The organism is Stenotrophomonas sp. AR029, from assembly GCF_047520695.2.
Taxonomy (GTDB): Bacteria; Pseudomonadota; Gammaproteobacteria; order Xanthomonadales; family Xanthomonadaceae; genus Stenotrophomonas; species Stenotrophomonas sepilia.
Genome location: NZ_JAXBQQ020000001.1, coordinates 747,293 through 766,728 on the forward strand (window position 1 = coordinate 747,293; position 19,436 = coordinate 766,728).

The 19,436-nt window shown below is 67.7% G+C and carries 17 protein-coding genes; 11 read left to right on the forward strand and 6 right to left on the reverse strand.

Going from position 1 to position 19,436, the window contains the following annotated elements; all coding sequences use genetic code 11:
* The first annotated feature begins 5 nt into the window (after positions 1 to 5).
* The 9 genes from ACM0PB_RS03610 (at position 6) to smeC (ending at position 10,598) form a co-directional block, all read left to right on the forward strand.
* The gene (locus ACM0PB_RS03610; protein WP_312540628.1) at positions 6 to 236 is read left to right on the forward strand and encodes a hypothetical protein; all 231 of its coding nucleotides are present in this window, start codon (positions 6 to 8) and stop codon (positions 234 to 236) included.
* The gene (locus ACM0PB_RS03615) at positions 236 to 463 is read left to right on the forward strand and encodes a hypothetical protein (RefSeq protein WP_414604342.1); all 228 of its coding nucleotides are present in this window, start codon (positions 236 to 238) and stop codon (positions 461 to 463) included. Before ACM0PB_RS03610 ends, ACM0PB_RS03615 begins: the two co-directional genes overlap by 1 nt.
* Positions 456 to 2,714 carry a hypothetical protein gene (locus ACM0PB_RS03620; protein WP_414604343.1) on the forward strand — a complete coding sequence of 753 codons (2,259 nt, stop codon included), beginning with the start codon at positions 456 to 458 and terminating at the stop codon, positions 2,712 to 2,714. The genes ACM0PB_RS03615 and ACM0PB_RS03620 overlap by 8 nt, the downstream gene beginning before the upstream one ends.
* Positions 2,715 to 2,719: 5 nt before the next feature.
* A complete protein-coding gene (locus ACM0PB_RS03625) occupies positions 2,720 to 3,466 on the forward strand; it encodes a hypothetical protein (protein ID WP_414604344.1) in 747 nt (248 codons plus the stop codon).
* Between the two features lie 2 nt (positions 3,467 to 3,468).
* The gene (locus tag ACM0PB_RS03630; RefSeq protein ID WP_414604345.1) at positions 3,469 to 3,807 is read left to right on the forward strand and encodes a tail fiber assembly protein; all 339 of its coding nucleotides are present in this window, start codon (positions 3,469 to 3,471) and stop codon (positions 3,805 to 3,807) included.
* 137 nt (positions 3,808 to 3,944) lie between these two features.
* Positions 3,945 to 4,706, forward strand: a complete 762-nt coding sequence (locus tag ACM0PB_RS03635; RefSeq protein ID WP_414604346.1) for a DNA adenine methylase — start codon at positions 3,945 to 3,947, stop codon at positions 4,704 to 4,706.
* 121 nt (positions 4,707 to 4,827) lie between these two features.
* A complete protein-coding gene (gene smeA / locus ACM0PB_RS03640; protein WP_065185874.1) occupies positions 4,828 to 6,024 on the forward strand; it encodes a multidrug efflux RND transporter periplasmic adaptor subunit SmeA in 1,197 nt (398 codons plus the stop codon).
* 12 nt (positions 6,025 to 6,036) lie between these two features.
* The gene (gene smeB, locus ACM0PB_RS03645) at positions 6,037 to 9,186 is read left to right on the forward strand and encodes a multidrug efflux RND transporter permease subunit SmeB (protein ID WP_235648993.1); all 3,150 of its coding nucleotides are present in this window, start codon (positions 6,037 to 6,039) and stop codon (positions 9,184 to 9,186) included.
* Positions 9,183 to 10,598 carry a multidrug efflux transporter outer membrane subunit SmeC gene (smeC, locus tag ACM0PB_RS03650; RefSeq protein ID WP_065185872.1) on the forward strand — a complete coding sequence of 472 codons (1,416 nt, stop codon included), beginning with the start codon at positions 9,183 to 9,185 and terminating at the stop codon, positions 10,596 to 10,598. Before smeB ends, smeC begins: the two co-directional genes overlap by 4 nt.
* 207 nt (positions 10,599 to 10,805) lie before the next feature.
* On the opposite strand, the gene mnmG is transcribed toward smeC, so the two are convergent.
* Positions 10,806 to 12,695 carry a tRNA uridine-5-carboxymethylaminomethyl(34) synthesis enzyme MnmG gene (gene mnmG / locus ACM0PB_RS03655; protein WP_005420137.1) on the reverse strand — a complete coding sequence of 630 codons (1,890 nt, stop codon included), beginning with the start codon at positions 12,693 to 12,695 and terminating at the stop codon, positions 10,806 to 10,808.
* A gap of 542 nt (positions 12,696 to 13,237) precedes the next feature.
* Complete coding sequence (locus ACM0PB_RS03660) at positions 13,238 to 13,729, reverse strand: hypothetical protein (protein WP_053496813.1); 492 nt, start codon at positions 13,727 to 13,729, stop codon at positions 13,238 to 13,240.
* 160 nt (positions 13,730 to 13,889) lie between these two features.
* Here ACM0PB_RS03660 and ACM0PB_RS03665 point away from each other — a divergent pair, with 160 nt between their 5' ends.
* Together ACM0PB_RS03665 and ACM0PB_RS03670 are read left to right on the forward strand one after the other, a co-directional pair.
* Positions 13,890 to 14,852, forward strand: coding sequence for a pyridoxal-phosphate dependent enzyme (locus ACM0PB_RS03665; protein ID WP_065177887.1), 963 nt, complete (start codon positions 13,890 to 13,892; stop codon positions 14,850 to 14,852).
* Complete coding sequence (locus ACM0PB_RS03670) at positions 14,837 to 15,481, forward strand: YdcF family protein (protein WP_194442065.1); 645 nt, start codon at positions 14,837 to 14,839, stop codon at positions 15,479 to 15,481. Before ACM0PB_RS03665 ends, ACM0PB_RS03670 begins: the two co-directional genes overlap by 16 nt.
* Before the next feature lie 222 nt (positions 15,482 to 15,703).
* On the opposite strand, the gene bioC is transcribed toward ACM0PB_RS03670, so the two are convergent.
* The 4 genes from bioC to bioF are packed head-to-tail and all read right to left on the reverse strand — an operon-like array spanning position 15,704 to position 19,431.
* Positions 15,704 to 16,588 carry a malonyl-ACP O-methyltransferase BioC gene (gene bioC / locus ACM0PB_RS03675; protein ID WP_005420131.1) on the reverse strand — a complete coding sequence of 295 codons (885 nt, stop codon included), beginning with the start codon at positions 16,586 to 16,588 and terminating at the stop codon, positions 15,704 to 15,706.
* Positions 16,589 to 16,600: 12 nt separating this feature from the next.
* Positions 16,601 to 17,380: an SDR family oxidoreductase gene (locus ACM0PB_RS03680; protein ID WP_164092990.1), complete on the reverse strand. Its 780-nt coding sequence runs from the start codon at positions 17,378 to 17,380 to the stop codon at positions 16,601 to 16,603.
* Positions 17,381 to 17,409: 29 nt separating this feature from the next.
* Positions 17,410 to 18,189 carry a pimeloyl-ACP methyl ester esterase BioH gene (gene bioH / locus ACM0PB_RS03685; protein WP_065177890.1) on the reverse strand — a complete coding sequence of 260 codons (780 nt, stop codon included), beginning with the start codon at positions 18,187 to 18,189 and terminating at the stop codon, positions 17,410 to 17,412.
* An 18-nt stretch (positions 18,190 to 18,207) separates the two neighbouring features.
* A complete protein-coding gene (bioF, locus tag ACM0PB_RS03690; protein WP_414604347.1) occupies positions 18,208 to 19,431 on the reverse strand; it encodes an 8-amino-7-oxononanoate synthase in 1,224 nt (407 codons plus the stop codon).
* Between the last annotated feature and the right edge of the window lie 5 nt (positions 19,432 to 19,436).

The following is a 19,436-nucleotide window of genomic DNA, read 5'->3' on the forward strand; positions in this document are numbered from 1 at the left end:
TGTCCATGTGGGTTCAAATCGTCATCATGATCGTGGCGCTGGTCATCAGCTATGTGATGCGCCCGAAGCCGACAGTTCCGAAACCGGCCGCCCTTGAGGACTTCAACGTTCCGACCGCCGAGGATGGCCGCGAATGCAGCATGGTTTTCGGCACGGTGTGGATCGATGACCCGAACGTCCTCTACTACGGCGACCTGCGCACCACGCCGATCAAGGTCAAGGGCGGCAAGAAGTAATGGAACGCCCTGTCCTGGTCACCGTTGAACACGCACGCGCCGCCAAGCTGGGTGAGCGCAGCGGAGTGCTGTGCGCTGCCGGCATCCGCACCTGGATGGACCGGCATGGGCTGGATCTGCGCCAGTTCCTGGACGAAGGGCTGCCAGTGGAGAAGTTCGAAGCCCTGGACGATGCGTTTGCGCAGCGCCTGGCCGCTATTGCCCGCGAGGAGGCCAGCCGTGGGTAGTGGCAAGAAGCAAACCGTTGGCTACCGCTACTACATGGCCCTGTACATGGGCGAGTGCCTTGGCCCGGTAGATTCGTTGCGGGAGATCCGTGCCGGCGATCGCAGGATCTGGGACGGCAGTGCTCAGACCGCCTACATCACCTGGATGGGCGTGAAGGTGCCCATTACGATTCCAGCTACGGGGGTGATCACCGAATCGCGCTCAATCCGCATCATGGCGCCTGACGTGTTCGGCGGCGACAAGGGTGAGGGCGGCATCGACGGAACGCTTGAGGTTCGCATGGGCGAACCCACACAGATGCCGAGCGCCTACCTGCAGTCGCTGGTGCCGGGGCCGTGGCCCGCCGCCCGTGGCCTGTTCACTACGGTGTTCAACGGCCAGGTCGCGGCAATGAACCCGTACATCAAGAACTGGACGAAGAAGGTCTCACGCTGGCGGCAGGGCTGGAAGAACGGTCTCTGGCGGGGCGACCTGGTCCAGGTCGACGAAGGAATGAACCCGGCGCACATCATTTACCAGGTGCGCACCGAGGGGATGGGTCATCCGGTCGACGTCATCAACGATGAGAGCTTCCGCCAGGCCGCGCAGACGTTGAAGGACGAGGGGTTCGGACTTTGCTTGAAGTGGTCCCGGTCCGTGCCTGCAGGCGAGTTCATGGACATGGTCTGCGACCACATCGGTGGCATGCGCATCGAGGATCCGGTGACCGGCCTGACCGAGCTGGTGCTGGTACGGCCGGACTATGATCCGGCCGCCCTTGCTGAGATCGGCCCGGCAAACATCATCGAACTGATGGAGTGGCAGCAGCCGATGCTGGAAGGTAGCGTCAATGAGGTCACGGTCGTCTACCGGGATATCGCCACCAACAAGGATGCCGCCGTCACGTATCAGAACCTGGCCAGCGTCCAGGCCCAAGGCCGGGTGGTCAGCACCCGGAAGAACTATCCGGGCCTGTGGAACGCCGCGCTCGCGGGGCGAGTGGCGGCGCGCGAGGTGGCTGCGGTAAGCAGCTTGCCCTGCAGGGTCAAGGTTCGGGTGCGGCAGGACGCCGGCCCGTTCAAGCGGGGGCAGGTTCGCGCCTTGTCGTGGCCGCGTCGCGGCGTCGTTCGGATGCCGGTTCGTATCCTGGACATCGACGAAGGAACGCAAACTGAAACGGCTGTCGTACTGACCGTTGTCCAGGACGTCAGCGGCATGGCCGCAGCCAGCTACATCCAGCCTTCGGACAGCGCCTGGGTGGAACCCGACACCAAGCCCAAGCCTGTCACCCTGCAGCGCCTGCTGGAGGCCAGCTACCGCGACCTTGCGTCGACCTTGGGTTCGTCGGAACTGGCGGCCGTGCCGGCGGACGCCGGCTACCTGACTTCGATCGGAGTGCGGCCGTCCTCGGTTGCATTCGGGTATACGCTGCAGACCCGACTGGGAAGCGCGGCGTTCGCCGAGGTGGGTACGGCCGACTTCGCCCCGTCTGGCCTGCTGATCACTGAAATGACGGCCACCACTACGGCCATCGCTCTGTCCGCTGGCGTCAGCCTCGACACCGTAGAGATCGGAACCGAGGCCCTGATCGATGATGAACTGGTCCGCGTCGTATCGATGGATCCGGTGGCGGCGACGTTAACCGTCGCGCGAGGGTGCGTGGACACAGTGCCGGTTCCACATGCCGTGGGCGCAAGAGTTTGGTTCACCGATGAGTACGTCGGTTTCGATGGCAGGGAGTACCTGGCCAACGAAGTCCCCCAGGCCAAGCTGCTCACCCGTACCAGCCAGGGCGAGCTGAATCCTGACCTGGCCACTTCGATCTCGTTGACGATGCGCCGTCGCCAGGTTCGGCCGTACCCGCCGGGCCGGTTGCGCATCAACGGCGACGCCTATCCTGCCGAGGCCTGGGGCACCGACGGGACAGTCGTGGCCACGTGGGCGCATCGCGATCGCCTCCTGCAGGCGGACCAGCTGATCGACTCAGACCAGCCCAGCATCGGCCCAGAACCCGGCACTGCCTACACCGCACGCTGGTACCTGGACGGTAGCCTGGTCCGCACACAAGCGGGCATCCAAGGGGCAACCGATAGCTACCTGCCGCCTGTCGGCAGCGGCGGTAAGACGCTGCGGGTTGAGATCGAGGCCGTCCGGGATGGCTTCACCAGCTGGCAACGCCTTCAGCACACCTTCCTCTATCGCGCGCAGCTGGTGACCGAAGCGGGCGACCGCATCGTCACGGAAGCGGGCGACCCGATCATCCTGGAGTAACCCCAATGCCTGACGTCAAATTCTCCCAGCTCGCCGCTGCCAGCGCGGCCTCGGTCGCAGCCGGGGCCGGCCTGTGGACGATGGCTGGTCACATCCTGGGCCTGCGCATGGAGTATGTGGGGCCGGCTGCCCTGCGTGTCTCAAGTGGCAGCGCGTGGATTCCGTCGCTGCAGCGAGCGGTTGAGGTGCCCAGCGCGCTCACGCTCAACGGCTTGTCGCTGACCGCCAACACCTGGTACCACGTGTTCCTATATATGAACGGTACCGCGCCTGCGATCGAGGCCGTGACGGCGGCACCGGCCGCACCGTACAGCGGCACCGCCCGCACCAAGACCGGGGATACCTCGCGGCGGTACATCGGAAGTTTCCGGACGGACGCCGCCGGTGCGATCCTCAACTTTCAGCATGAAGGTGGCCGGATCATCTATCAGGGGTTTCTGAACCAGGCGCCGTTTACCGTGCTGTCAAATGGCAGCTCTACGACTGAGGCCACCGTCTCGCTGGCGGCAGTTATTCCCCCGACTGCAAGGGTTGGGATGCTCCGGCATACGAACGGGTCCACTGCTACATCCAGCCGAATGAACAACGCCTCGGCCGTGTTCCCGAACTACGTGATGAATTTCGGCACCGGCGCAGATGCCTTCATTGACTTCGTGGTCAATGCGAACCAGTCGGTCACCTACTGGTGCGGAGGAGCACCCTCGCCATCGGGGGTCTACATCCAAGTCCTTGGTTATGTGCTGGAGAGGTGAGCATGTACGCGATTACGAGCAATAGTCTCAGGGCAATTTCCGAGGGGATGGCGCTGCAGGAGGGGGAAACCGTAGTGGTGGAAGTTCCCGTAGCGTTGGTGACCAGCATTCGCGGCGAGCAAATGAAGGCCGAACGCAGCCAGCGCCTGCGTGCCACGGATTGGACTCAAGCGCCCGATAGTCCGTTGGATCCCCTGGTCAAGGCCGCATGGGCAGCGTACCGCCAGCAGCTTCGTGACCTTCCTGCACAGGCGGGCTTTCCTGATTGTGCCTGGCCGACCGCGCCGTCGACGCTGGATGGCGTCGCCTCGGTGGGCCAGCCGGCGATCGCCGCAACCTGAAACAGGGCGCCAGGCAGTCAGCTGCAACTGCCTGCCTGGCGCCGCAACACACGCGTACAGCCCGCGTGCTATTGGCCGAGGCCCTGCTCCCCGCGCGGGGAGACAAGCCTCGCTTACAACCATCGCAAAGGCTGAGAATGAAGACGACCACGCTGTTCCCCTGGCCGGGCGGAAAGACCCGCTTGCTACCGCACCTGCTGCCCCTGGTAGCCGAAACACCCCACCGCACCTATGTCGAGGCCTTCGCCGGCGGTGCCGCTCTACTGTTCGCGAGAGAGCCGGCCAGGGCCGAGGTGCTGAATGACTGCCACGGCGAGCTGGTACGCCTCTACCGGGTGGTGGCCAACCACCTTGAGGAGTTCGTCCGCCAGTTCAAATGGGCGCTGACAAGCCGAGAAATGTTTCGTTGGTGCCAGCTGCAGCACCCAGACACCCTCACGGACATCCAGCGAGCTGCCCGCTTCTACTACCTGCAGCGGCTTGCCTGGGGCGGCAAGGCGACTGGCCAGACCCCAGGCTTCGGTCGAGGTGGCAAGGGCCTGAACCTGCTGCGCGTAGAGGAGGATCTCAGCGCGGCGCACCTCCGGCTCCACAAGGTCACCGTCGAGCATTTGGCCTGGCAGCAGTGCATAGCCAAGTACGACGCCGCCGACACCCTGTTCTTCCTCGATCCGCCGTATTGGGAGACCGAGGGGTACGGCGCTCCCTTTGAGATGGAGCAGTACCTGGCGCTGGCGCGCCAGATGGCGGGGATGCGGGGCGCGGCCATCCTGACGATCAATGACCATCCGGCCATGCGAGAGGTGTTCGGCCAGTTCCGGGACCGGGTGGTGCCGATCCGGTACACGATCGGCCGGCAAGCGGTGCAGCGGCGGGAGCTGATCTACACGACCTGGTAGCCCGGCCGGGCCACGGGGCGGTTTCCGCCCCGTGCAATTTCATTCCGCAGGGCGCAACATTGACGCCCCACCGTTTATCTCACCTGTGGCGGGCGATTTATCGCGCGCCGTTACACCCCCCATGTCACTCCTGCGCCCGCTGTCCCGCTCCCCCCGTCCGCTGTTGCTGCCCCTGCTGCTGGCCCTGGCGGCCTGCTCGGCGGGCAGGCCCGAGGCCCCGGCCACCCCTGAAGTGGGCATCATCACTGCCAGCGTGCAGCCCCTGGCCCTGCAACAGACCCTGCCCGGTCGCGCCGTACCGTTCGAGGTGTCCGAGGTGCGCCCGCAGGTCGGTGGGCTGATCCGCCAGCGGTTGTTCACCGAAGGCCAGCAGGTCAAGGCCGGCCAGCTGCTTTACCAGATCGATCCGGCGCCGTACCAGGCCGCCTTCGATACCGCGCGTGGCCAGCTGGCGCAGGCCGAGGCCACTGTGTTGTCGGCGCAGCCGAAGGCCGAGCGCACCCGCACGCTGCTGGGCATGGATGCGGCCAGCAAGCAGGACGCCGACGATGCCACCTCGGCACTGAAGCAGGCCCAGGCCAATGTGATCGCCGCGCGCGCTGCGCTGCAGGCGGCCCGCATCAGCCTCGACTACACCCGGGTTACTGCACCGATCGATGGCCGCATCGGCACGTCCAGTGTCACCGCTGGCGCGCTGGTCGCCGCCGGCCAAGACGCGGCGCTGGCAACCATCCAGCGGTTGGACCCGGTCTATCTGGATGTCACCCAGTCCAGCACGCAGATGCTGGCGCTGCGCAAGCAGCTCGATGCCGGCCGGGTGAAAGCCATCGACGGCAAGGCACAGGTGAAGGTGCTGCTGGAGGACGGCAGCACGTACGCGCATGAAGGCACCCTGGAGTTTGTCGGCAGCGCAGTCGACCCGGGCACCGGCAACGTGGTGCTGCGCGCGGTCATTCCGAACCCGGAGGGCCTGCTGCTGCCAGGCATGTACCTGAGGGCGGTGCTGCCGATGGCCACCGATGCGCGCGCCCTGCTGGTGCCGCAGAAGGCGGTGCTGCGCAATGAACGTGGCGAGCCGCTGCTGCGCCTGCTCGACGCAAAGGACCGCGTGGTCGAGCGCCGGGTCAGCACCGGCCAGGTAGTGGGCAACCAGTGGCAGATCACGCAGGGGCTGAAGGCTGGCGATCGGGTGATCGTCAGCAACGGCAGCGCGGTAGCGCTTGGCCAGCAGGTGCAGGCGGTGGCGGCCACCACCGCGCAGCTGGCCGCAATGCCGGCGATCGACCCGACCGGCAACACCGACGAAACGTCGCACTGAGGCCTGCCGCGCATGGTTCGTTTCTTCATCGACCGGCCGATCTTCGCATGGGTGATCGCCATCGCGGTCAGCCTGCTCGGCCTGCTCGCGATCCTGATCCTGCCGGTGGACCGCTACCCGCAGATCGCCCCACCCACCATCACCATCCGCGCCACCTACACCGGCGCCTCGTCGCAGACCGTGGAAAACGCGGTCACCCAGGTCATCGAGCAGTCCCAGCAGAGCCTGGACCACCTGATGTACATGACCTCCACCAGCGCCTCCGATGGCTCGGCTCAGGTCAACCTGGTGTTTGCCACCGGCACCAATCCGGACACCGCGCAGGTGCAGGTGCAGAACCAGCTGCAGGCGGCGATGGCGACGCTGCCGCAGGCGGTGCAGCAGAACGGCCTGACCATCACCAAGTCCAGTGGTTCGATCTTCGAGGTGCTGTCGTTCACCAGCGAAGACGGCAGCATGGACAACTTCGATGTCGCCAACTTCATGGAAGCGCGCATCGACGACCAGATCAGCCGCGTCAGTGGTGTCGGCAACATCCAGCCGATCGGCCAGGAATACGCCATGCGCATCTGGCTGGACCCGGAGAAGATGCGCCAGTACGCGCTGATGCCGTCGGACATCGAGACCGCACTGCAGGCGCAGAACACCGACGTCTCGGCCGGTGAGCTGGGTGGCCAGCCGGCACTGAAGGGCCAGCAGCTGGACGCCACGGTCACCGCGCGCAGCCGCCTGCACACGCCCGAACAGTTCGCGCGGGTGGTGCTGAAGGCCGATGCCAACGGCAGCGTAGTGCACCTGGGCGACGTGGCGACGATCGGCCTGGGGCCGGAGAGCTACGACAGCATCAGCACCTTCAACGGCAAGCCGTCGGCGTCGCTGGGCATCGAGCTCAACGCCGGCGCCAATGCCATCGCCGTGTCCAAGGCCATCGAGACCCGCCTGCAGCAGTTGCAGAAGTACTGGCCGCACGGCTACACCTACCACGTGGCGTTCACCACCACGCCGTTCGTGACCATCTCGCTGAAGGAAGTGGTGATCACCCTGATCGAGGCGATCATCCTGGTGGTGCTGGTGATGTACCTGTTCCTGCAGAACTGGCGCGCCACCCTGATCCCGACCATCGCGGTGCCGGTGGTGCTGCTGGGCACCTTTGGCGTGCTGGCGGCATTTGGCTATTCGATCAACACGCTGACCATGTTCGCACTGGTGCTGGCCATCGGCCTGCTGGTGGACGATGCCATCGTGGTGGTGGAGAACGTGGAGCGGGTGATGACCTTCGAAGGGCTGGCGCCGAAGGCGGCCACGTTGAAGGCGATGGGCCAGATCACCGGCGCGCTGGTGGGCATCGTGCTGGTGCTGACCGCCGTGTTCCTGCCGATGGCGTTCTTCAGCGGTGTCACCGGCGTGATCTATCGCCAGTTCTCGGTGACGATTGCCGCCGCGATGGTCCTGTCGGTGCTGGTGGCGATGACCATCACCCCGGCGCTGTGCGGCAGCATCCTGCACCAGATTCCCAAGGGCGGCCATCCGCATGGCGACCACGGCGGCGAGCCGAGCCTGCTGGGCAAGTGCTTCATCTGGTTCAACCACCGTTTCGAGCGCACCTCCAACGGCCTGCGTCGCCGGGTGGATGGCTTCCTTGGCCGGCGCACGCTGGGCGTACTGTTCTACCTGGCGCTGAGCGTGGCCACCGGCCTGCTGCTGTGGCACCTGCCCGGCGCGTTCCTGCCCGACGAGGACCAGGGCATGCTCAACGCGCTGGTGAAGCTGCCGGCCGGTGCCACCCTGGAGCAGACCCGCGCGGTGATGGATCGCCTGAGTGCCGCTGCGGTGAAGGACGACGGCGTGCTGTCGATCCAGGCCACCGCTGGTTTCAGTGTCACCGGCAGCGGCCAGAACGTCGGCCAGGCCTTCATCCGCCTGAAGGACTGGGATGACCGCAAGGATGACGCCGACACCATTGCCGCGCGGTTGACCGCGGCCATGGCCAGCGTGCCCGATGCGCAGGTGTTCATCACCTCGCCACCGGCCATCCTTGGCCTGGGTGACGCGGGCGGTTTCACCCTGGAACTGCAGGACGAAGGCGGCGCCGGCCATGCCGCTGCCGTGGCCGCGCGCAACACGCTGTTGAAGGAGGCCGCCAGGGATCCGAAGCTGGTCAACGTGCGCTACGCCAGCCTGGAAGACGCGCCGGTGTATGCAGTGAAGGTGGACGACGCCAAGGCGCAGGCGATGGGCGTGAATCCGCAGGACATCAATGACACCTTGAATGCGGCCTTGGGTGGCGACTTCGTCAACAACTTCATCTACAAGGGCCGCATCAAGAAGGTGTTCATCCAAGGCACGGCCGAAGCGCGCATGCAGCCGCAGGACATCGAGCGCTGGAGCGTGCGCAACCAGGTTGGGCAGATGGTGCCGCTGTCGTCGCTGGTCAGCGCGCACTGGTCCAGCGCGCCGGCCGCGCTGCAACGCTACAACGGCGTGTCGGCGATGGAGATCACCGGCCAGCCCGCGCCGGGCGTCAGTTCCGGCGAGGCGATGGCCGAGATCGCGCGCCTGGCCGACGCGCTGCCGGAAGGCTTCAGCCATGCCTGGTCGGACATGGCCTACCAGGAACAGCTGTCGGGCAATCAGGCGCCGATGCTGTACGCCATCTCGCTGCTGTTCGTGTTCCTGTGCCTGGCCGCGCTGTATGAAAGCTGGGCAGTGCCGTTCGCGGTGATGCTGGCGGTGCCGGTGGGCGTGTTCGGCGCCGTGCTGTTGATGAACCTGCGTGGCCTCAACAACGACGTGTACTTCCAGGTCGGCCTGCTGACCACGATTGGCCTGGCGGCCAAGAACGGCATCCTGATCGTCGAGTTCGCGCGCATCCTTGAACAGCAGGGCAGGAGCACCCGCGAGGCGATCCTGCAGGCCGTCTATCTGCGCCTGCGGCCGATCGTGATGACCTCGCTGGCGTTCCTGATGGGTGTGCTGCCGCTGGTGTTCGCCACCGGCGCTGGCTCGGCCGCGCGCCGCTCGCTGGGTACCGGCGTGGCCGGCGGCACGGTCGCCTCGATGGTGCTGGGCATGTTCTTCGTGCCGTTGTTCTACCTGCTCGTGCGCCGCCTGTTCCCGGGCCGCGCGCCTGCCGAAGCCACTGCCCCGGAGGCAAGCCCATGAAGCCGACGCTGCTGCGCGCCATTGCGGCCGCAACGATGACCACCGTGCTGGGCGGCTGCGTGAGCATGGCGCCGCATTACCAGAGGCCCGAGGCGCCGGTGCCGGCACAATTCGGCAATGCCGCCACGGCCGAGGCCGAGCCAGCACTGGCGGTGCCAGCCTGGCGCGAAGTCTTCCTCGAGCCGCGCCTGCAGCAGGTGATCGCGCTGGCGCTGCAGAACAACCGCGACCTGCGCGTGGCCATGCTGCAGGTGGAGAAGGAACGCGCGCAGTACCGCATCCAGCGCGCGGCGCTGCTGCCGTCGGTGGATGCCAGCGGCAGTGTCACCCGCTCGCGGGTAAGTGATGCCAACAGCGAGACCGGTGCCACCCAGGTAACCGAATCCGATGCCGTGCAGGTGGGTATCAGCAGTTGGGAACTGGATCTGTTCGGACGCATCCGCAGCCTGAAGAACGAGGCCCTGCAGAACTGGCTGGCCAGCGCCGAGAACCAGCGCGCCGCGCGCACCAGCCTGGTGGCCGAAGTGGCCACGGCGTGGCTGGCGTTGGCAGCGGACGAGCAGTCACTGGCGTTCACCCGGCAGACCCTGGACAGCCAGCAGCAGACCCTGCAGCGCACCGAGGCCCGCCACGCCCAAGGCCTGGCCTCGGGCCTGGACCTGTCGCAGGTACAGACCAGCGTCGAAGCCGCGCGCGGTGCGCTCGCCAAGCTGCAGACGCAGCAGGCGCAGGATCGCGATGCATTGCAGTTGCTGGTAGGGGCGCCGCTGGATGCGGCCTTGCTGCCAACCGCGCAGGCGCTGGATGGCAGCGTGGCACTGGCGCCGCTGCCGGCCAACCTGCCGTCCAGCGTGCTGCTGCAGCGCCCGGACGTGTTGTCCGCCGAACACGCACTACAGGCGGCCAATGCCGATATCGGTGCCGCGCGCGCTGCATTCTTCCCGACGCTGACATTGACCGCCAACTACGGCCACAGCTCCACCGCGTTGTCGACGCTGTTCTCGGCCGGCACCCGTGGCTGGTCGTTCGCGCCCAGCATCACCGCGCCGATCTTCCACGCCGGAGCGCTGAAGGCCTCGCTGGATGCCTCGAAGATCGGCAAGGACATCGGCATTGCGCAGTACGAGAAAGCGATCCAGCAGGCCTTCAGTGAAGTAGCCGATGCCCTGGCCACGCGCGATCACCTGACCGTGCAGATGGACGCACAGCGCGCGCGGGTGGCCGCCAGCCAGCGCAGCTACACGCTGGCCGATGCGCGTTACCGCACCGGGCTGGACGGCTATCTGCAGGCATTGGATGCGCAGCGCAGCCTGTTTGCCGCACAGCAGGACCTGATCGCGCTGCAGCAGCAGGAAGCGGGCAACCGGGTGACGTTGTTCAAGGTGCTGGGCGGCGGTGCCGACGCACGCTAGCGCGTTCGCCAAGGTGGGTGCGTGTTCCGCTCCGGTGGGTGCCGACCTTGGTCGGCACGGAGGCCTTCATCCACGCATGGCGTGGATCTACCGGAGCGGGAGGCCTTGGTAGGTGCCGACCTTGGTCGGCACACATGCACGGAGTATCGCTATCGGATGATTCGTGCCGGCCGAGGCCGGCACCCACCAGAAGCGGACGGTCCCGCGTTACGCCACGCGGCCGCGGCGCGCGCGCTCCAGGTGCACCAGCAGCAGTGAGATCGCTGCCGGGGTCATGCCCGGAATACGCTGCGCCTGGCCGATGGTCTGCGGGCGCACCCGCTCCAGTTTCTGCAGTGCTTCGGCCGACAGCCCGCGCACGGTCGCATAGTCGAACGCCTCGGCGATCGGCGTGGCCTCATGCCGCTGCTGGCGCTCGATCTCCTCGCGCTGGCGGTCCAGGTAGCCGGCGTACTTCACGCCGATCTCCACCTGCTCGGCCACCTTGGCGTCGGCCACGGCCGGCCCCAGCGATGGCACCTGCATCAGCTGCGCGTAATCCAGCTCGGGGCGCTTGATCAGGTCCAGCACGTTGGTCTCGCGGCTGACCGCCACGCCCAGCGTGTCCTGCACTTCGCGGCCCAGCGCATTGGCCGGGGTCGCCCACAGCGCGCCCAGGCGTGCGCGCTCGGCAGCAACAGCGGCCTGCTTGGTCTCGAACGCACCCCAGCGACGGTCATCCACCAGGCCCATCTCGCGGCCGGTCGGGGTCAGGCGCTGGTCCGCATTGTCCTCGCGCAGCTGCAGGCGGTACTCGGCGCGGCTGGTGAACATGCGGTACGGCTCGTTGGTGCCGTGGGTGATCAGGTCATCCACCAGCACGCCCAGGTAGGCCTCGTCGCGGCGCGGGCACCAGCCGTCCAGCCCGCGCACTTGGCGCGCGGCGTTGAGGCCGGCCAGCAGGCCCTGCGCGGCGGCTTCTTCATAGCCGGTGGTGCCGTTGATCTGGCCGGCGAAGAACAGGCCGTTCACCAGCTTGGTCTCCAGCGACGCCTTCAGCCCGCGCGGATCGAAGAAGTCGTACTCGATGGCGTAGCCGGGGCGGGTGATGTGCGCGTTCTCGAAGCCGCGGATGCTGCGCACCATCTCCAGCTGCACGTCGAACGGCAGCGAGGTCGAGATGCCGTTGGGGTAGATCTCGACGATGCCCAGGCCTTCGGGTTCGACGAAGATCTGGTGGCTGGCCTTTTCGGCGAAGCGCACCACCTTGTCCTCGATGGACGGGCAGTAGCGCGGGCCGATGCCTTCGATCTGGCCGCTGTACAGCGGCGAGCGGTGCAGCGCGTCGCGGATGATCTGGTGGGTCTGCTCGGTGGTGTGGGTGATCCAGCAGCTGACCTGCTGCGGATGCTCGTCCACCGAGCCGAGGAAGGACATCACCGGCCGCGGCGAATCGCCCGGCTGCTCGTCCATCACGCTGTAGTCCAGCGAGCGGCCATCGATGCGCGGCGGCGTGCCGGTCTTCAGGCGGTCCACCTGGAAAGGACGCTCGCGCAGGCGCGCCGCCAGCGTGGTGGCCGGCGGGTCGCCCATGCGGCCGGCGGCGTACTGGGTCGGGCCGACATGGATCTTGCCGGCCAGGAAGGTGCCGGCGGTCAGCACCACGGCACCGGCGTCGAAGCGCAGGCCGGTCTGGGTCATGACCCCGCGCACGGCGTCGCCTTCAATGACCAGGTCATCGACGGCGGCCTGGAACACGGTCAGGTTGGCCTGGCCTTCGACGATGGCGCGGATCGCCATGCGATACAGGTTGCGGTCGGCCTGGCAGCGGGTGGCGCGCACGGCCGGGCCCTTGGAGGCGTTGAGCGTGCGCCACTGGATGCCGGCGCGGTCGGCGGCATGCGCCATCGCACCGCCCAGGGCGTCGATTTCCTTGACCAGGTGGCCCTTGCCGATGCCGCCGATGGCCGGGTTGCAGCTCATCGCGCCCACTGTTTCGATGTTGTGGGTCAGCAGCAGGGTGCGCACGCCGGTACGGGCCGCGGCCAGCGCGGCTTCGGTGCCGGCGTGGCCACCGCCGATGACGATGACGTCGTAACGATGGAAGGACGGGTTCATGGGGCTGTTCAGCTGGGGGCGGGCGCGGCCGGGGCGGCACCGGGGTGGCGATTTTAGCGCCATTCGGGGCCGCGACGTCGGCGCCGGCCGGCTCCCGTCGAAATCAGCCCTAAAGTTGGCAGGATTTTTGCAGATAACCCAATAGCACCCACCGTGGCTGGCGCCGCAGGCGCCCGTGACCGGAATTGGAACAGGGGCCGGTACAGGCGCACGGTGGGGGAGCAGGGGGCCGGCAGTCGGGGGACTGCCCGGCCCTGTTTTTTGGCGCTATCGGGAGGCCGCCATCCACGCATGGCGTGGATCTACGGAAGCTGCGGCCGCCGGTTGACGAACCCGCAAAACAAACGGCCCCGCACTGCGGGGCCGTCTGCTTTCAGAGGTGCCGACATCCGACAGGGCCGGAACAGGGGGGATCCAGATGTTCCTGTCGGATATCGACGTAGAGCTTTTTGCGGCGGCCCGTGTCGTTTTTGTCACTTTGTGACGCGGGCCGTCACTGGCCCCGTAGAGTGCGGCTTGGACCGTGTGAAATGCAAGACGGTTCAGCGCTCAACTGTGCGCTGCGTCCCACGATCCATGTTGCGCCAGGGGGAACCGTTCATTCTTGGCGCACTCGGCGCCGGAGCCGGACGGGCCGGCGGCGGAGGCGCAGAGGGCTGGATGTTCGATTGCGGCGGTCGGCGCATCGAGTCCATGTTCCGCCACGGCGAACCGCCGTTGTACGACGGCCGCGACGGCGGCGGCGGGCGGTTCTCGCCGCCGTTGCCGGGTGGGCGCGGTGGCGGGCGGTGGTTGTGCGGCGGGCGGTAGATCGGGCGCGAGTAATACGGATTGCCATAGCCGCCGTAGTAGCCGCCATAGCCGCCGTAGTACGGGTAGCCGTAGTTGTAGGGATAGCCGGCGGGGTAGCGGTACTCCACCGACGGCGCACCGTGGTAGTAGCTGCCGCTGCGGCCACCGCCGACATAGTCGTAGGTGGTGCAGCCGGCCAGGGCCAGCATCAGGCCACCGGCAAGCATCAGGCGCGTTTTCATGGTGGGTCCCCCCAGAGGACGGGTTGTACAGTGAGCTTCATGCGCAGGCGTTGAATCGGCCCTTAACTTCACTGTCCAGGATGAATGGAGGTGAAGGCTGCCATGCTGGCATGACCTGTGTCGGGGTCGCCAGCAGGGAGCCATACGTTAATCTTGCGTCATGAGCGATTCACTGTTGCCCCGTGCCGATGATGTCCTGGCTGCCGCTGCGCGGATCGCGCCGCACGCCAGCGTGACCCCGGTGCTGCGCTCGCGCACGCTCGATGCGCTGGCCGGCGCGCAGCTGGCGTTCAAGGCCGAGCATCTGCAGCGCGGCGGCGCATTCAAGTTCCGCGGCGCCTGCAATGCGGTGTGGTCGCTGGATGCCGATCGCGCCAGCGCCGGCGTGGTCACCCATTCCTCCGGCAACCACGGCGCCGCCCTGGCCCTGGCCGCGCGCACCCGTGGCATTCCCTGCCACGTGGTGGTGCCCGAAGGTGCAGTGGCGGCCAAGCTGGCCAACATCGCCCGCCATGGCGCCACGCTCTGGCGCTGCCCACCAACCATCGCCGACCGCGAGGCCACCTGCGCCAAAGTGCAGGCTGATACCGGCGCGACCTTGGTCCATCCCTATGCGGACCCGGCGGTGATGGCCGGGCAGGGCACCGCGGCACTGGAGCTGCTGCACAGCGACGGCCCGTTCGACGTGCTGGTGGTGCCGGTGGGCGGCGGTGGCCTGGCCAGCGGTACCGCCCGGGCCCTGCAGCTCGCCAGCCCGCAGACCCGGCTGGTGCTGGCCGAGCCGGCCGGCGCTGACGACACCGCGCGCTCGTTGGCCGCTGGCGAGCGCCAGGCGGCGTTCACCCCGGACACGATCTGCGATGGCCTGCGCACCCTGATCGGCGCGTCCAACTTCGAGTTGCTGCGCGCGGCCAGCGCAGAGGTGATCGTGGTCGATGACGCGGCGACGATGGCGGCGATGCGCTTGCTGTGGGAGGTCCTCAAGCAGGTGGTCGAGCCGTCATCGGCGACCGTGCTCGCCGCGGTGCTGGCGCAGCCGCAGCGTTTTGCCGGCCTGCGCGTGGGCCTGGTGCTGTCCGGCGGCAACGTCGACCTGCCGGCACTGCGCTGGGGGGCGCCGTGAGCCGCGACCGGCACCGGCATCGCACTGGCCTGCTGGGCTGGCTGTGGCGGTTGTTTGTCCTGCTGGTGATCTGGCTGCTGGGCGTGACTGCCTGGATCGTCTGGGTCGGCGAGCGTGACCAGGCAGCCAAGGCCGACGCCATCATCGTGCTCGGTGCGGCGGCCTATGACGCCAAGCCGTCGCCGGTATTCGAAGAACGCATCCGTCATGGGCTGGATCTCTATGAGGCCCAGTTCGCACCACTGCTGATCTTCACCGGCGGCTATGGTGGAACCGGCGCGCGCTTTTCCGAGTCACAAGTGGCGCGGCGCTATGCGCTCAAGCACGGCGTGCCGGACGATGCGATCCTGATCGAGACCGCCTCGCGCAACACCGTGCAGAACCTGGTGGAAGCCAAGCGGCTGATGGACCAGCGCAACCTGCACCGGGTGATCATCGTCAGCGACCCGCTGCACATGGCGCGCGCGCTGCGCCTGAGCAAGGCGCTGGGCATCGATGCACTGGCCTCGTCCACGCCCAGCACGCGCTTCCGCAGCTTCCACACCAGCTGGCGTTTCCTGGTGCAGGAAATCTACTTCTTCCACCGCGACCTGGTGCGGCCGCCGCTGAGTTCGCCGGCCAACACCTGAGGCGGAAACCTGATTTGGGCGGGTGCCATGCGGTAGTGCCGGCCGCTGGCCGGCAGACGCCCACCATGGAATCGTGAGGTTGCCGGCACTGTGCCGACCAAGGTCGGCACCCACCAGAGCGATTCGCGTATGGCGTCGCATCTGGTAGTGCCGGCCGCTGGCCGGCAGATGCCCACCATGGAATCGTGAGGTTGCCGGCCAGCGGCCGGCACTACCAGGCGATCAGGTCTGCTTGCGCCGGATCGGAATCGCCGAAACCGGCACTGAGGCCACGTCATGCCCGCCTTCGCGGATCGGTGCGCCCGGGTCCGGTGCCCAGGCATGGGCATAGATCACTTCCCAGCTGCTGGGCAGCTTGCCGTCGGCGCGCCGCATCGGTTCATACGCCGCTGCCGCCGCAGCGAAACGGCCACGCCCGGTCAGCGTGTGGCGGCGATCCACCCGCGCATTGGTCGCGCCCATCGCGCGCAGCTCGCGCATCAACGAGGGCAGGTCGTCGTAGGTCAGGGTGAACAGATCGCGGTCCAGCACCGGGTCGCGGAAGCCGGCCATCATCAGCGCATCGCCGAACTGGGCGATCTGCGCGAAGCGGCTCACGTGCGGGCGGTCATCGGCGGCCGCGAAGGCCTCGTTGAGTTCGATCAGGGTTTCCGGGCCGAAGGTGGAACACAGCAGCAGGCCACCGGGCTTGAGCACGCGACGGAAGCCTGCGAACACCGCCGGCAGGTCGTCCACCCACTGCAGGCACAGGTTGCTGAAGATCACGTCCACGCTGTTGTCGGCCAGCGGCAGCGCGGCGGCGTCGCCGCACAGGCGCTGGAACGGCTTCCACCAGCCGGCCTGGCGCTTGGCCTGGTCCAGCATCGGCAGTGCCACATCCAGCGCGATCACCTGCGCCTTCGGCCAACGCTTCTTCATCAACGCGCTGGCGTGGCCGGTACCCGCGCCGATGTCCAGCACCACCTCGGGCTTGCGTGCCTCCAGGTAGTCCAACGATTCGATCAGCCGCGACTGCACCTCGCGCTGCAGGGCGGCGGCAGCGTCGTAACTGGTGGCGGCACGCGCGAATGCGCGGCGGACATGGCGGGCATCGAAGTGGGACGGCATTGCGAAAGTCTCTTAGAACGTACCGGGGTAGGCGCCGCCGTCGATCAGCAGGTTCTGCCCGGTGAGGTAACCGGTGTGTGCGCTGCACAGGAAGGCGCAGGCGGCGCCGAACTCGTCCGCCGTGCCGAAGCGGCCGGCGGGAATCTGCTGGCGGCGGCGTTCGGCCACTTCGCCGGCATCGCCGTCCTTGCCCGCAGTGTGGGCGAAGTTGGCGCGCAGGCGGTCGGTGTCGAACTGGCCGGGCAGCAGGTTGTTGATCGTGACGTTGTGCGCGACGGTGCGGCGCGACAGGCCGGCGACGAAACCGGTCAGGCCGCTGCGTGCACCGTTGGACAGCGCCAGGATGTCGATCGGCGCTTTCACCGCCGACGAGGTGATGTTGACGATGCGGCCGAAGCCACGCGCAATCATCGCGTCCACGGTGGCGCGGATCAGCGCGATCGGCGCCAGCATGTTGGCGTCGAGCGCGGCGATCCAGTCGTCGCGCTCGAAAGTGCGGAAGTCGCCTGGCGGCGGGCCACCGGCATTGGTGACCAGGATGTCCACCTGCGGGCACGCGGCCAGCGCCGCGGCAAGACCGGCGTCGGTGGTGATGTCGGCGGCGACCGCGCGCACCTCAGCGGCACCGGGCAGTGCACGCAGCTCTTCGGCAGCGACCTGCAGTGCAGCCTCGCCACGGGCCACGATCACCACGTTGACGCCCTCGCGCGCCAGCGCACGCGCGCAGCCCAGGCCCAAGCCCTTGCTTGCGCCGCAGACCAGTGCCCAGCGGCCGTTGATACCCAGATCCATGCGTCAATCCCGTGGAATGAGGAAGGCGCTCATTGTCCGCCATCGGCCGGTGACAGGCCGGCAACGAAGTGTTGCAGGGCGCTGGCCACCTCGTCGGCATGGCCGAGGAAGGGCGCGTGGCCGCCATGGGCGATGGTCAGCGCCTGCGCACCCGGGGCCAATGCCGCAGCGGCCTGCATCGCCGCCGGAGACACCAGCCGGTCGCGCTGGCCGGCGATCCACAGGCTGGGTTTGCCCAGTGTTGGCAATGCGCCGCGCAGGTCGGTGCTTTCCAGCAGGCGCAGGCCTTCCAGCAGGGCCCGTTCGGTGGGCGCGCCGCGCTCAACCAGGCGTTGGCGCAGCGTGCGCAGCTCCTCGCGGGCGTGCGCCGAGCCCATCACATCCAGCGCCAGGAAGCGTTCCAGGGTGCCACCGAAATCGGTCGCCAGCTCGCGCCCGAACTGCTCGAAGACCGCCGGCTCCACCGCATGCGGCCAGTCGTGGCCGCGCACGAAGCGCGGCGTGGCCGCGATCATCGCCAGCCCGCGCACTTTCGGAAGCGTTGCGGCGGCGTGCAGTGCGAACAGGCCGCCCAGTGACCAGCCGCACCACACCGCCGGCGGCGTGGCCGCGGCAATGGCGTTCACCACGAACGGCAGGCGCAACGGCGTGGTGTCTTCGCGGCTGTGGCCATGGCCCGGCAGATCAACCAGATGCAGGGTGAACCGGTCGGCCAGGCGCTGCACCAAGGGTGCGAACACACCGCCCTGCAGGGCCCAGCCATGGATCAGTACCAGGTCCGGCCCCTGGCCGGTGACGTCGATATGCATGGGAAAACGACAGCAGGCTCAGGCAAAGACAGGCAATGGCGGTGGCGCGGCGTCACGCACCGCCAGATCCACGCGATCGCGCGCGCTGGCGATCGCGTCCACCAGGCCACGCACCTGTTCCGGCGTGTGCAGGGCGGACAGGGTCACACGCAGGCGCGCCTTGCCTTCGGGCACCGTGGGCGGACGGATCGCGCCGACCAGCCACCCAGCCTGCTCCAGTGCCTTGGACATCGCCACGGCGCGGTGATCGTCACCACACAGCAGCGGTTGGATCGGCGTTTCCGAAGCCATCAGGTCCAGGCCATGGCGGCGTGCCTCGCTGCGGAACAGCGCGATCAGGTCGGTCAGTTTCGAGCGGCGCCAGTTGTCACGGCGTGCCAGGCGCACCGCTTCCAGTGCAGCGGCGGCCAGCGGTGGCGGCATCGCCGTGGTGTAGATGTAGGGGCGTGCGGTTTCAGCCAGGTGCTCGACCAGATCGTCGCGGCCCAGCACCAGCGCGCCGGAACCGCCCAGTGCCTTGCCCAGCGTGACCAGCTGAAGCGGCACATCGTCCACGCCCAGCCCGGCGGCGGCCACGGCACCACGGCCGTCACCGACCACGCCTACGCCGTGCGCATCGTCCACATAGAACAGCGCCTGCTGCAGGCGTGCCACAAGCGACAATGCACGCAGCGGTGCGATGTCGCCATCCATGCTGAAGACACCATCGGTGGCCAGCATCGCCGCGCCGTCGGGCGCGTACTTGAGCTGGCGCATCGCGCCTTCGGCATCAAGGTGCGGATAACGGCGCAGGCGCGCACCGGCCAGCCGCGTCGCATCCAAGAGGCTGGCGTGGTTGAGCTTGTCCTGCACGCAGACATCACTCTCTTCGCTCAGCAGTGCCTGCTGCACGGCCAGGTTGGCGGCGAAGCCACTACCGAACAGCAGCGCGCGCGGGTAGCCCAGCCACTCCGCCACTTCGCGCTCCAGCGCGTCATGCAGGGCGTGGTGGCCGCAGACCAGATGCGATGCACCGGCGCCGGCGCCTTCGCGTGCAGCGGCATCCTGCAGCGCGTTGACCACGCTGAACTGCTGGGCCAGGCCCAGATAATCATTGCTGCAAAAGCCGGTCAGCCACTGGCCGTCCACTTCCAGGCGGACGCCATCACGACGGTTGACCGTGCGCCGCGTGCGGCGACGGCCTTGGGCATCGCGCAGGGCGCGCTGGGCGTGGAGGCGGGCGGTCAGGTCGGGGCGGGCCATGGCGG